Below are 12674 nucleotides of genomic sequence, written 5' to 3'. Positions count from 1 at the left end.
TGCCGGCTCGCGTGCTCGGTCAGCGCGCGACGCCGACGGGCTCGGCCGCGGGTGCGACGTCGTCCGCCTCGCGCAGGGCGGCCGCGGTCGCGGCACCCCGGTCGCGGAAGTGGCCGACGAGCGCGAGCAGGAGCCCGAGCGCTGCCCAGCCCGCGAGCACGAGCCACGGGAAGGTCGCGTCCGCGCCGGGGAAGTACGAGAGGTCGCGCAGCAGCGTCGCCGCAGCGCCCGGCGGGAACCACTGCCCGACGGCGCCCCACGGGCTCAGCAGGAACTCGACCGGCACCGCTGCGGCCGAGATGGGGTTCGCGACGAGCATGAACAGCACGGGCCCGACCGCGATCCCGGGGCGCCCGAGGACCGCGACCGCCCCGACGATCGTGCCGCCGATGGCGAGCAGGGCGAGACCCACCGCGAGGGAGTCGGTCAGGTAGCCACCGTGGAGCCCGCCGAGAGCGTGCAGGATCCCGGCGATCGTCAGGCCGCCGACCACCGAGTACACCCCGAGCGCCGCGACGCGGCGCCACACCCCGACGACGGCGAGCGAGATCGCGATGCCGCCGACCATGCCGCCGAGCAGGAGCGGGAACGACGACGCGGCGAGGATGCTCCCGTTCGGGTCGTCGGGGGAGAGCGGCACGACGTCGGTCACCGTGACCGACGGGACCGCCTCGGCGGGTGCCCCCTGCGCGGTCGCGGCCGCGTCGACCTGGGCCTGGAGCGCCGGCTGGAGGCCGGTGAGGAGCTGGGCGACCGCGGGGCTCGCGGCCGACGCCGTGAGGACCTCGGGCTGCTGTCCCAGGACGAGCGCGCCGTACGCGTCGCGCGACTCGACGAGGTCGACCGCGGCGTCCCGGTCGGCGACGGGGACGAGCGTGACCGCGCCCTCCGCGTTCTGGTCCAGCCCGGCCTGCACCTGGGCGACGACGGCGGGGTCGGCCACCGCCGCGACCGGCAGGTCCTTCGGCTCGGCGGTGACGGACGGCCAGAGGAACGCGAGGACGACGACCGCGACGACGGCGACGAGCCCGACGGCGGTCGTGACGACGCGCGGCCAGTGCGTGTGCGGGGCGGCGGAGCTCATGGGGAGACCTCTCCTAAAACGAATGTTCGTTCTCTATAGAGTCGACCTGTCCGGCGCGACTGTCAAGAACGAACGTTCGGTTTAGGGTGGGCGGATGCCCCGGGTCAGTGACGAGTACCGAGCGCAGCGGCGCGACGACATCGCCGCCGCAGCCCTGCGCGTGTTCCGCCGCAAGGGCTTCGCCGCCACCTCGATGGCGGAGATCATCGCCGAGTCCGGGCTGTCCGCCGGGGCGATCTACGGCTACTACGACTCCAAGATGGCGATCGTGCACGACGTCGCGGGCCGGATCGTCGGCGGGCGCATCGCCGACGTCGAACGGCTCGCCGAGCGCGACCCGCTCCCTCCGCCGTCGGACCTGGTCGCCGTCCTCATGCACGGGGTGATGCGCGAGATCGGCAGCACGGCGATCCTGCTCCAGGTCTGGGGCGAGGCCGTGACGGACCCCCGCATCCTCGAGTTCGCCTCGGCCGTCCTCGCCCGCCTGCGCTCGGTCTTTGCCGACTACGTCGCCGCCTGGCACGAGCAGACGCACGGCCTCGACCCCGCACGCGCGGCAGAGCTCGGCGCCGAGCAGGCACCGCTGTTCGTCGCCGCGTGCCAGGGCTTCATCATCCAGAGCGCGCTGATGCACGACTTCGACGCCGACGCCTACCTCGACCGCACGACCCGCCACCTCCCGCGCTGAGGCGCTTGCCGAGGTAGACCCCTGGTCCCGCGAGATAGAACCCTGGTCTGCCGAAGTAGAACCGTGGTTGCGCGAGATAGAACCCTGGTCGCGCGAGATAGAACCCTGGTCGCGCGAGGTAGAACCGTGGTTGCGCGAGGTAGAACCGTGGTCAGGTTCAGGCCCGCGTGGTCGGGTCCGCGGCGGCGGTGGACTCGGTGCTCGGGGCTGCCGCGCCGTCGCCGAGGTCTCGCGGCCGTCGGTTCATGGAGCGCGGCTTTGACGCCCCTTCGCATCCGAGCCCACCCCCGCCGCTCGGCGGCTGTCTCGCCCTGGTCCAGCCCGCGAGACCAGGGTTCTATCTCGCGTAGCCACCGTTCTACTTCGGCAGACCAGGGTTCTATCTCGCGTGACCACGGTTCTATCTCGCGTGACCGGGGTTCCTTCTCGCGGGGCCTGGGTTCTGCCTCGCGCGGTCGGGTCTCCAGGACCTGGTCCGGGTCGTGCCGCGGAGCGGGTGTCAGGCGAGGCCGGTGTCGCGGGCGACGATGGCCGCCTGCATGCGGGTCGCGACGCCGACCTTGGCGAGGACGCGCGAGACGTGGGTCTTGGCCGTCGCCTCGGTGATGAAGAGCTCGCTCGCGATGCCCTGGTTGGAGAGGCCGCGGCCGAGCGCGGCGAGCACGTCCACCTCGCGTGGTGTGAGGTCCGCGAGACGAGGGTCCCTGGCCGGTGCGCCCACCTCACCGCTCGCCTCGCCGCCCGCCGCCGGGACGGCACGGGCCGTGCCCGACGGCGGTCCCGGGGCTGCGCCGCCCGGCCCGCCCGGGCGGGCCGTCGGGCCGGTGCGCGGGGCGCCGTCGGGTGCCGGGCCGCGCGCGAACGCGGCGAGGAGGCGGCGGGTGACCTCGGGAGCGAGGACGCCGTCTCCGTCGGCGACGCGGCGGACCGCGTCGAGCAGCGCGGCGGGTTCTGCGGACTTGAGGAGGAATCCCGCCGCGCCCGCCCGCAGCGCGCCGTCGACGTACTCGTCGAGGTCGAACGTGGTGAGCACGAGCACGTCGGCCAGCCGTTCGCCCGTGATGACGCGCGTGGCCTCGATGCCGTCTACCCCGGGCATGCGCAGGTCCATGAGCACGACGTCGGGGCGCAGCGCCCGCGCGTTCGTGATGGCCGCGGTGCCGTCGGACGCCTCGCCGACGACCTCGACGTCGTCGGCGGCGTCGAGCAGGAGGCGCAGGCCCGCACGGATGGCCGCGTGGTCGTCCGCGAGCAGCACCCGGACCGGTCGTCGTGTCACGCGTTCTCCCTCACGACCGGACGGTCGGCGACGGGGACGGAGGCCCGGACGACCCACCCGCCGGTCGACGTCGGACCCGCCGCGAACGTCCCCCCGAGCCCGTCGGCCCGTTCGCGCATCGTCAGCAGCCCGGTGCCCGCGCTGAGCGGGCCCTCGACGGGCGGTGCGGTGCGCGGCGCGCCGTCGTCGCGGACCTCGAGCGCCACGGCCGCGTCGTGCCGCGCGAGCCGCACCGTCACGGGTGAACCCGGCGCGTGCTTGAGCGCGTTGGTCACGGCCTCCTGCGCGATCCGGAACAGCGCCTGGTCCGCCGCGGCCGGCAGGGACGACGTCGCGACGCCGCCGGGGTCGTCGAGCGTGACCGTCGTGGTGGCCCGGGCGGCGTCGAGCAGCGCGTCGAGACCAGCCAGCCGGCCCGGCGCGGCGACGGCGTCCACGGCTGGGCCCGCGTCGTCGTCGCGCCGCCCCTCCGTGCGCAGCAGCAGGATCATCGACCGCATCTCGTCCAGCGACGCGACGGCGCTCACGCGCACCTGCTCGAGCGCGGCACGGTCCTTCGTGGCGTCGGGCGGGAGCGCGAGCGCGGCGCCGGAGTGGATCGCGATGGTCGACAGGTGGGACGCGATGACGTCGTGCAGGTCGCGCGCCATCGCGGCGCGCTCGGCCCGGACGGCCTCGTGCCGGTCGAGCTCGGCGATGCGCTCGAGGTCGCTCGCGCGCTGCCGCTCCAGGTCGGCCGTGCGCGCCGCGGCCTCTGCCTCGCGTGCCGCGAGGTCGGCCCGTTCGCCCGCGAGCTCCGCGAGCTCGCTCTTGGTCCGCACGTTGGTCGCCCACCACATCGGCACGAGGAGGACCGCGCCGAGCTGCAGACCCATGTACACGAACTGCCGCACGTCGCGCGCGGCCTCGCCCGCGCCGACGGAGCCCAGGACGGCGACGGTCACGGCCACTCCCCAGAGCCACGCGCGCGCCCGCGGCCCCGACCACAGGGCGGCGGCGTAGAGCAGGTCCCACAGCACGAGCGTGATCGCGAGGCTGCCGCCCCACCGGATGTCGACGGCGGTGACGGCGACGCCCCCGAGGAGCGCCAGGATCGGGTGGGCGCGCTTGACGAGGATGAGGAGGCAGCCGACCCCGAGCAGGGCGACGCGCCACCACGGCTCCGCCGGCTCGACGACGAACGGTGCCCGGACGAGCCCGACCAGGCCCACCTCCAGGAGCACCCACCCGAGGACGAAGGTCATGACGGCAGAGAAGACGTCGTTCCGGCGGTCCTCGATGCGCCACACCTGGGAGAGCGAGCGTGTCGCCGCCCGCCAGCGGCCCGACCGCGCGGACGCGACCGGGCGCGCCTCGTCCGCGCTGCCGTCCTCCGTGCTCACACCCCCATCCCAGCACAGGGAACCGCTCTGCGGATCGGTCGAACGGTGTACGACGACGGTCGTCGCCTCCCCGGCCCACGCTCACGGAGCGCCCGAGGGCCGTCCGGGTCGGTCGTTCGCCCGACGACGGGACGGCTCCCCGAGCGAGAGGCTCGACGGCATGGACATCCCTCTCGACCTCGACGCCGTCGGCGGGCCGGGTCTCGGCCTCGCCGCGATGGCGGGCGTGCTCGTCGTGCTGGCCCTCATCGACTCCACGAGCTTCGGCACCCTCCTCATCCCGGTCTGGCTGCTGCTCGCTCCGGGACGGCTGCGTGCCGGGCGCGTGCTCGCGTACCTCGGCACCGTCGCCGCGTTCTACCTCGCCGTCGGGATCGTCGTGCTGCTGGGCGCCGGCGCGTTCCTCGACCGGTTCGGCGACGCGCTCGACTCGCGGGCCGCGGCGATCGTGCAGCTCCTGCTCGGCATCGGGCTGTTCGCCCTGAGCTTCCGGTTCGACAGCAAGCGCCAGGCACGCCGGGAGGAGCGCGCGGCCGCTGCCGCACCGGCGACGGTCGGCGCCCGTCCGCCTGCCCCAGGCCACGGCACGGGCGACGCACCCGGCGTCGCACGGGAGACGACGTCGGCCCCGCGCCCGGGACGGCTGTCCCGGTGGCGCGAGCGCGCGCTGGGGATCGAGGCGGACGCGGCCGGTGCCGTCCGCACCCGCCCGTCCGTGCTGCCCCTGATGGGGCTCGCGCTCGGAGCTGCGGCGATCGAGGTCGGGACGATGCTGCCGTACCTCGCGGCGATCGGGCTGCTGACGACGTCGGACGTCGGCTGGCCCGCGACCGGCGGCATCCTCGCGGCGTACTGCGTCGTGATGATCGCGCCCGCGCTCCTGCTCCTGCTCGGGCGCCTCGTCGCGGCGCGCGCCGTCGACCCGCTGCTGCGCCGGCTCGACGCGTGGCTCACGAAGAACGCGACCGACATGACCGGCTGGGTCCTCGGGATCCTCGGAGTCCTGCTCGCCCTCAACGCGTTCGGACGCCTCGGCTGGACCTGAGCAGGCAGCGTCCGCGCCGCACGGCGACGGCCCGCCCAGAACCTCCGGGCGGGCCGTCGTCGTGCCACCGGCGTGAGCCGGTCAGGGGGTCAGTGCGAGGTGCCGTTCGACGCCTTCTCGCCCGAGCCCGTGAGCTGCGTGCCCGCGAGGTTGGCGATGAGCTGGTTGATGTCGACGCCGGTCAGCTGCTTGACGACCTCCTGGCCCTCGCCCAGCACCGACGCGACGTTCTTCGTGATCGCGGACGCGCCGTCGGTCGAGACGACGGTCATGCCCTGGATGTTGCCGATCGGCTCGGCAGCGGCGCGCACGATCTCGGGCAGGCGCTCGATGAGCTCCTGCACCAGGGCCGCCTCGCCGTACTTCTGGAGCGCGTCGGCCTTGGCGTCGGTCGCCACGGCCTCGGCGCGACCCTCGGCCTCGATCGCGGCGGCGCGGGCCTCACCCTCGGCCTTGATACCGGCGGCGAGGGCGACCTGACGGTCACGCTCGGCCTCACCGGCGCGGCGCACGGCCTGCGCGGACGCCTCGGCGTCCTGGATCGCGGCCGTCTTGTTGGCCTCGGCGATGACGGTGCGCTTGTACGCGTCGGCCTCGGTCGCGGCGTTCGCGGCGTCACGACGCGCGTTCGCCTCCTGGACCTCGGCGTACGCCTTGGCCTCGGCGGGCTTGCGGATCTCGATGTCGAGGCGCTCCTGCGTCACGCGGGCCTGCTCGGCGAGCGCCTCGCGCTCCTGCTGCGCGACGAGGCGGTCCTGCTCGGCACGGGCGAGCTGACCGGCGGCCTCGGCCTCGGCGTTCGCGCGGTCGGTGTCGGCCTTGATGACGGCCCGCTTGAGGTCGAGCGCCTTCTGGCGCTCCGCGATCTGCTCGGCCGCGTCGATGACGGCGAACTCCGACGCGCGCTGCGCCTCGGCCTCGGAGACCTCGGCGACCTGGCGGGCACGGGCGGACTCGGCGCGACCGAGGTTCGACAGGTAGTCCGAGCCCGGCGTCGAGATGTCGGAGATGTTGAGCAGGTCGACCTGGAGGCCCTGCTCCGAGAGGTCGGCCTTGGTGGACTCGACGACGCGGTCGGACAGGCCCTTGCGGTCGGAGATGATCTGCTCGATCGTCATGTCGCCGACGATGGAGCGCAGCGACCCCTCGAGGGACTCCTTGATGATCTCCGTCAGCGTGCCCTGCTGGGAGAGGAAGCGCTGGGCCGCGCGGCGCACGCCCTCCTCGTCACCGCGGACCTTGAAGTTGATCGACGCCTTGATGGCGATCTTGATGCGGTTCTTGTCCACGCCCTCGACCGTGATGCCGATCTGGCGCTGCTCGAGCGAGATGGAGAAGCCCTGCTGGAGGATCGGCCAGACGAACGTGCGGCCGCCGACGACGACCTTCTGCCCGCTGCCCGCGGCCTCCTTGCGGCCCGCGCCGCGGCCGACGATGACCAGGGCCTCGTTCGGCGGGACGCGGCGGATGCGCTTGCTGATGAAGATGACCACCGCGAAGAACGCGATGACCAGGGCGACGATCGCCAGGGTCGTGATGAGGTTCGTGTCGTCGAACATGGTCCGCGCCGGGGCGCGTCTCCTTCCGTGGGTGCGTGCAGGTCAGGGCGTGCGGCGGTGCTCGGTGGCCGGGCCGGGTGGTGCCCGGCCGGCCCGCCGGTGGTGCGTGCGGGTGCGCGGCACCCACGGGTCGACGCGCGGGGCGTCGCTGGCGGTCCTTGCGGACCTCAGTCGTTGGGGTAGTGGCGCTGGACGCGGACGCGGCTCCCGGACTGCTCGAGCACGACGACGCGCGCGCCCTCCGGGATGGGCTCGTCCGACCACGCGAGGCGGCGCTCGAGCTCGTGCACGGCGTCGAGCGAGACCTCGCCGCGGGCGGGGTCGATCGCGGTCGTCGCGGTGCCCTGCACGCCGACGAGGGACGCGGGGACGCCGTCCTCGGACACGCGCAGGTGCTTGACCAGCGCCTGGACGAGCGCCATGACGACCAGCGCCACGACGAGCGACCCCACGTAGGCGAGCCACGTCGGCAGGTCGTTGGTCGTCACGATCACGCCGACGGCGCCGAACACCACGCCACCGACGCCGAGCGTCGTCCCCGACACCGCGCCGTCACCCAGGTCGACGATCTCGCCGACGAGCAGCGAGAGGAGCAGGAGGGCGAGTCCGGCGATGCCGATGACGATGAACGCGATCATGCGAGTCCCCTTGCTGCGGCGGGCGGCCGTGCGTGTGGCGGTGTCGTGTGGACTTGTCGTTCCGACGTGGCGTGTGGAGGTGTCGTGAACGTACGCACACCCTATCGTGACCCGACCATGCCGAGAGCCCGCCCCGGGCACCTGGGCATGGGGAGGACTCCCCAGGTGCGACGGTGCCGTCAGGAACCGAGGTCGTCCAGCATGCGCAGGAGGTTCGCGCGCGCGGTGCCGGCGTACCCCTCGACCCAGTCGCCCTCGTAGGCGCGCGGCACGACCTCGACGACGAGCAGGCACGCGAGGTACGCCCGGTACAGGCTCAGCCGCGTCCAGGCGTCGGGGTCTCCCGACCCGGGCGTGCCGTCGCCGAGGCCCAGGTCCCCGCCCGCCGCGGCGTACCCCGCGAGCAGGGCGGGGTCGACGGCACCGGCGCCGTGCTGGTCCGCACCCGCGAGCTCGAACAGCGGGTCGCCCCACAGCGACCGCTCGGCGTCGAGCACGCCGACGATCGTCAGGCCCGCGCCCGCGTCCGTATCCGGGCCGCCGCCGGTCGCGGTGTCGTCGTCCCCGTCGCCGAGCAGCACGTTCCCCGGCCACAGGTCCGCGTGCACCAGCCGGGGGACCGTCACCCGGGCCAGCAGGTCGCGGTGGCGCGCGACGGCGTCGAGCACCCGGGCCTCGGGGAGCTCCACGCCCCACCGGCGCGCGTCGTCGAGCATGGCCCCGACCATGCGCCCGAACGCGTCGGGCCACGAGCCGGCGGCGAGGTCCGACGCCGGGGCCGGGTACCCGAACCGGTCGCCCGTGATCCCGTGCAGCCGGGCCATGAACGAGCCCAGCCCCCGGCGCACGACGGCGGTCGCCGCGGCGTCGAGCTCGCGCCCGCTCCACAGGGTGCCGTCGAGGAACGTGACGACGAGTGCGTCGCCGTCCACGTGCTCGCGCGTGAGGTCGGCGTGCAGGACGCGGGGGACGGGCAGCCCGGCCGCGCGCGCCGCCCGGTAGGCGGTGTCCTCCGTCGTGAGGATCCCGTGCTCGTAGCGCAGCAGCCGCGACGTGTCCGCCCCCGTGATCTTGACGACGACGCGGGCCGGGACGCCGTCGGGCACCTCCTCGCCCGGGCGCGGGGCGAGGTCCACCGCGAACACGCTCGCGAACATCCCGCCGCTCAGCGGTTCGACGCGCACGGCCCGGCCGAGCGGGGCCACGATCGCGGCGATCTGGTCGGCGGAGACGGAGGTCTTCGTGAGCACGCGCGCGAGCCTAGCGGCGTGCCGTTCGAGGGGACCGCACGCGGTGGGCGGGCGCCCGGCGCGCGAGCGATCGGTGTCACCGGGCAGACTGCGGACGTGAGGCTGCGCAACGACGCGAGCGGGTACGGCGCGGTCACCAAGACCCTGCACTGGGTCACGGTGGCCGCGCTCGTCGCGCAGCTCGTCGTCGGTTACCTGCTGGACGAGGACGACGGCGGCCAGGGGCGCGGGCGTGGCCGGGGTCGCGGCGAGGAGTCGGGTCGTGGTCGCGGGCGGGGCCGTGGCGGCGAGGACGACGACGGCGAGGGAGTCCTCGCCGCGCTGGGCGGGGACGACGTCCTGCTGCGGGTCCACGTGCTGCTCGGCGTGACGATCCTCGTCGTGACGGTCCTGCGGATCGTGTGGCGGCGGACGACGCCGTTGCCCCCGTGGGCGCCGGGCCTGTCGGCGGGCGAGCGGCGGCTCGCGCACGCGACCGAGACGGCCCTGTACGTGTGCCTGCTCGTCATGCCCGCGACGGGGATCACGCTCCTCCTCGTCGACGACGACCTGCTGCCGCTGCACGTCGCGAGCCACGTCGCCTTCTTCGTCGCCCTCGCGCTGCACGTCGGGCTCGTGATCAAGCACCAGCTCGTCGACCGGGACCGGCTGCTGCACCGGATGCTCTGAGAGCGGCCGGGCGTGCCGTGTCAGGGGCGCGGGACGTTGCGCAGGTTCGCGCGCGCCATCGACACGACCTCGCCCATGCCGCCGCCGAGGATCTCCTTGCTCATCGCGACCGCGAACCCGCGGACCTGGCCCGCGGTGATGTTCGGCGGGATCGACAGCGCGCGCGGGTCGGTGACGACGTCGACGAGGGCGGGACCGGGCCGGTGGAGCGCCTCCTGGAGCGCGCGGCGCAGGTCCTTCGGCTTCTCGACGCGCACCGCCGGGATGCCGATCGCGTTCGCGACCGCGGCGTAGTCGACCTGCGGCGACTCGGTGCCGAACATCGGCAGCCCGTCGACGAGCATCTCGAGGCGCACCATGCCGAGGCTCGCGTTGTCGAAGAGGACGACCTTGACGGGCAGGTCGTAGTGCCGGAGCGTGACGAGCTCGCCGAGCAGCATCGAGAGCCCGCCGTCGCCGGACATGGCGACGACCTGGCGGCCGGGTTGCGCCGCCGCGACGCCGATCGCATGGGGGAGCGCGTTGGCCATGGAGCCGTGGATGAACGACCCGATGACGCGGCGCTTCCCGTTGGGCGTGATGTACCGCGCGGCCCACACGTTGCACATGCCCGTGTCGACGGTGAAGACCGCGTCGTCGGCGGCGACCTGGTCGAGCGTGTCGGCGACGAACTCGGGGTGGATGGGCGTCGTGCGCTCGACCTTCTTCGTGTACGCCCCGACGACGCCGGTCATCGCCTTCTCGTGCTTGGACACCATCGAGTCGACGAACTTCCGGGACCGCGCCTTCTTCACGAGCGGCAGCAGCGCGCGGACCGTCTCGCCGACGTCGCCCACGACCGCGAGGTCGAGGCGCGTGCGGCGGCCGAGGTGCGTCGGGTCCACGTCGACCTGGGCGGTGCGCACCGACTCCGGGAGGAACTGGTCGTACGGGAAGTCCGTGCCGAGCAGGATCAGCAGGTCGCAGTCGTGCATCGCGTCGAACGCGGCCCCGTAGCCGAGCAGGCCGGACATGCCGACGTCGAACGGGTTGTCGTACTGGATGAACTCCTTGCCGCGCAGCGAGTGACCGACGGGCGCGGCGATCTTGTCGGCGAGCGCGATGACGTCGTCGTGCGCGCCGCGCACGCCCGCACCGGCGAAGATCGTCACCTTCTTCGCGGCGTCGATCGCGTCCGCGAGCTGATGGACGGCGCCCGCGTCGGGGACGACGCGCGGGGGAGCGGGCCGGCACGCGACGTCGGGCACCGCGGCGGGGGCGTCGAGGTCCGCGACGTCGCCCGGGAGCGTGAGGACGGAGACGCCGCGCGCGCCGTACGCGTGGTGGATCGCGGAGTTGATGACGCGCGGCGCCTGGTCGGCGCTCGAGATCATCTCCGAGTAGACGGAGCACTCCGTGAACAGGCGGTCGGGGTGCGTCTCCTGGAAGAACCCGGTGCCGATCTGCTTGCTCGGGATGTGGCTCGCGATGGCGAGGACGGGCACGCGCGACCGGTTGGCGTCGTAGAGGCCGTTGATGAGGTGCAGGTTCCCCGGTCCGCACGACCCCGCGCACACCGCGAGGCTCCCCGTGACCTCGGCCTCCGCGGCCGCCGCGAACGCCGCCGCCTCCTCGTGGCGCACGTGGATCCACTCGATGCCCTGGCCCGCGTTCTCGCCCGTGTTGGACCGGTGCACCGCGTCGACCACGGGGTTGAGGCTGTCGCCGACGATGCCGTAGATCCGCCGCACCCCTGCCTCGATGAGCTGCGCGACGAGCAGGTCCGCGACCGTGCGGTTGCGCTTGTCCTGCGGGGAGCGACCGATTCCGAACGGCATGACGTACCTCCACGGGTGGCTAAGGTCGCCTCCCATCGTGCGCCGGGTCGTCCGGGGCCGCAGCGCGAGCCGACTCGTGCGTCACGGTTCGCCACGCGCCCCGCCCGGCGCCGAACCCGGGGTTGCAGCACCTCAGGGTGCCGAACCCGGGGTTGTTCCCGGGTTCGGCGCGATCCGGGGAGCAACCCCGGGTTCGGCGGATGGTCCGCGGGGGGGGGGGGGCTCAGACTGCGGGCTCGGTGTGGGCGGCGAACGGGGTGCGGCGGCGCGCTACGGCCGCCGCCGCGTCGGCCTGCGCGAGCTCGCCGTGGATCCCCGCGCCCGCCATGACGCCGGCCGCCACCGACGCGCCGACCATGGCCATGAGGTCCCTCGAGTTCCCGGCCGCCCAGACGCCGGGGACGGCGGTCATGCCCCGCGGGTCGGCGGGCACGAACCGGCCCGCCGGGTGGTCCTCGAGCGTCCCGCCCAGCTCCTCGAACAGCTCGCCGCGTGCGACGAACCGCGGCCCGACGGCGACCGCGTCCACCGCGAACGAGGTCCCGTCCGCGAGGACGACGGACCGCACGGCCCGCCCCTCGACGTCGAGCCGCGCGACCTCGCCCTCGACGACGCGCACGCCGAGCGCCGAGAGCTGCTCCCACGTGGCGTCGTCGAGCTCGGGCGCGGTGTGCTGGAAGAGCGTGACGTGCGGCGAGAGCTGGCGGAACAGGAGCACCTGGTGCGCCGCGGCCGGTCCCGTGGCGAGGATCGCGATCCGCTGCCCGCGCACCTCCCAGCCGTGGCAGAACGGGCAGTGCAGCACGGTCGACCCCCAGGCCGAGCGCACGCCCGGGACGTCGGGGAGCTCGTCGACGAGGCCCGTCGCGAGCAGCACGCGGCGCGCGCGAACGTGCGCGCCGTCGTCGAGCGTGAGCGTGAAGCTGGTCTCGGCGTCGCCGGCTGCGTGGGCCACGCGCGCGTCCCGGACCTCGGCGCCGTAGCCCTCGGCCTCGGCGCGGCCCGCGGCAAGCAGCTCGCGCGGCGCGACGCCCTCGCGCCCCAACACGTTGTGCGCACCCTCGGCGGGCGCGTTGCGCGGCTCGCCGGCGTCGAGCACGACGACGGAGCGCAGCGACCGCGCGAGCGCCACCGCGGCGCTCAGCCCGGCGGGCCCGCCGCCGACGATCGCGACGTCGTAGAGGGTGTTGTCGGAAGTGATGGTCATAACTCTCCTCAGCAGTGACGGGGCTCCGCTGAGTGCGTGAAATAGTCGCGAGGATC

At 74.2% G+C, this 12674-nt stretch carries 11 protein-coding genes; 3 read left to right on the top strand and 8 right to left on the bottom strand.

Annotated features, from left to right (window positions below; translation table 11 throughout):
* Positions 1-19: 19 nt before the first annotated feature.
* On the bottom strand, positions 20-1084 hold the full coding sequence (locus tag FIC82_RS19755) for an ABC transporter permease (protein ID WP_154799616.1): 1065 nt from the start codon (positions 1082-1084) through the stop codon (positions 20-22).
* 94 nt (positions 1085-1178) lie between these two features.
* On the opposite strand from FIC82_RS19755, the gene FIC82_RS19750 reads away from it, so the two are divergent.
* Positions 1179-1772: a TetR/AcrR family transcriptional regulator gene (locus FIC82_RS19750; RefSeq protein WP_154799615.1), complete on the top strand. Its 594-nt coding sequence runs from the start codon at positions 1179-1181 to the stop codon at positions 1770-1772.
* Positions 1773-2271: 499 nt separating this feature from the next.
* On the opposite strand, the gene FIC82_RS19745 is transcribed toward FIC82_RS19750, so the two are convergent.
* Together FIC82_RS19745 and FIC82_RS19740 are read right to left on the bottom strand one after the other, a co-directional pair.
* Positions 2272-3051, bottom strand: a complete 780-nt coding sequence (locus tag FIC82_RS19745) for a response regulator (protein WP_168732151.1) — start codon at positions 3049-3051, stop codon at positions 2272-2274.
* Entirely contained in the window at positions 3048-4433 is a 1386-nt protein-coding gene (locus FIC82_RS19740) for a sensor histidine kinase (RefSeq protein WP_154799614.1), read from the bottom strand. The genes FIC82_RS19745 and FIC82_RS19740 overlap by 4 nt, the downstream gene beginning before the upstream one ends.
* A 160-nt stretch (positions 4434-4593) precedes the next feature.
* On the opposite strand from FIC82_RS19740, the gene FIC82_RS19735 reads away from it, so the two are divergent.
* The gene (locus FIC82_RS19735; protein ID WP_154799613.1) at positions 4594-5478 is read left to right on the top strand and encodes a GAP family protein; all 885 of its coding nucleotides are present in this window, start codon (positions 4594-4596) and stop codon (positions 5476-5478) included.
* 89 nt (positions 5479-5567) lie between these two features.
* Here the strand turns inward: FIC82_RS19735 and FIC82_RS19730 are convergent, their stop codons facing one another.
* The 3 genes from FIC82_RS19730 to FIC82_RS19720 form a co-directional block, all read right to left on the bottom strand.
* On the bottom strand, positions 5568-7037 hold the full coding sequence (locus FIC82_RS19730) for a flotillin family protein (RefSeq protein ID WP_154799612.1): 1470 nt from the start codon (positions 7035-7037) through the stop codon (positions 5568-5570).
* Positions 7038-7204: 167 nt separating this feature from the next.
* Complete coding sequence (locus FIC82_RS19725; RefSeq protein ID WP_154799611.1) at positions 7205-7675, bottom strand: NfeD family protein; 471 nt, start codon at positions 7673-7675, stop codon at positions 7205-7207.
* Positions 7676-7854: 179 nt separating this feature from the next.
* On the bottom strand, positions 7855-8925 hold the full coding sequence (locus tag FIC82_RS19720) for a phosphotransferase family protein (protein WP_168732150.1): 1071 nt from the start codon (positions 8923-8925) through the stop codon (positions 7855-7857).
* A gap of 96 nt (positions 8926-9021) precedes the next feature.
* Here FIC82_RS19720 and FIC82_RS19715 point away from each other — a divergent pair, with 96 nt between their 5' ends.
* Positions 9022-9594, top strand: coding sequence for a cytochrome b (locus tag FIC82_RS19715; RefSeq protein ID WP_168732149.1), 573 nt, complete (start codon positions 9022-9024; stop codon positions 9592-9594).
* 20 nt (positions 9595-9614) lie between these two features.
* Here FIC82_RS19715 and FIC82_RS19710 read toward each other — a convergent pair whose 3' ends face one another.
* Both FIC82_RS19710 and FIC82_RS19705 read right to left on the bottom strand, forming a co-directional pair.
* Positions 9615-11411, bottom strand: a complete 1797-nt coding sequence (locus FIC82_RS19710; RefSeq protein WP_154799609.1) for a pyruvate dehydrogenase — start codon at positions 11409-11411, stop codon at positions 9615-9617.
* A 223-nt stretch (positions 11412-11634) separates the two neighbouring features.
* Positions 11635-12618, bottom strand: a complete 984-nt coding sequence (locus FIC82_RS19705; RefSeq protein WP_154799608.1) for an NAD(P)/FAD-dependent oxidoreductase — start codon at positions 12616-12618, stop codon at positions 11635-11637.
* Positions 12619-12674 lie beyond the last annotated feature (56 nt).

Origin of the sequence: Cellulosimicrobium protaetiae, from assembly GCF_009708005.2 — a bacterium.
GTDB classification, from domain to species: Bacteria; Actinomycetota; Actinomycetes; order Actinomycetales; family Cellulomonadaceae; genus Cellulosimicrobium; species Cellulosimicrobium protaetiae.
Note: the sequence above shows the minus strand (reverse complement) of the source record. Positions and strands in the feature narration are given on the sequence as shown.

Coding starts and splice junctions, on each gene's coding strand:
- FIC82_RS19705 (WP_154799608.1), bottom strand. CDS start 12,618: ATGACCATCACTTCCGACAACACCCTCTACGACGTCGCGATCGTCGGC.
- FIC82_RS19735 (WP_154799613.1), top strand. CDS start 4,594: ATGGACATCCCTCTCGACCTCGACGCCGTCGGCGGGCCGGGTCTCGGC.
- FIC82_RS19725 (WP_154799611.1), bottom strand. CDS start 7,675: ATGATCGCGTTCATCGTCATCGGCATCGCCGGACTCGCCCTCCTGCTC.
- FIC82_RS19730 (WP_154799612.1), bottom strand. CDS start 7,037: ATGTTCGACGACACGAACCTCATCACGACCCTGGCGATCGTCGCCCTG.
- FIC82_RS19710 (WP_154799609.1), bottom strand. CDS start 11,411: ATGCCGTTCGGAATCGGTCGCTCCCCGCAGGACAAGCGCAACCGCACG.
- FIC82_RS19755 (WP_154799616.1), bottom strand. CDS start 1,084: ATGAGCTCCGCCGCCCCGCACACGCACTGGCCGCGCGTCGTCACGACC.
- FIC82_RS19750 (WP_154799615.1), top strand. CDS start 1,179: ATGCCCCGGGTCAGTGACGAGTACCGAGCGCAGCGGCGCGACGACATC.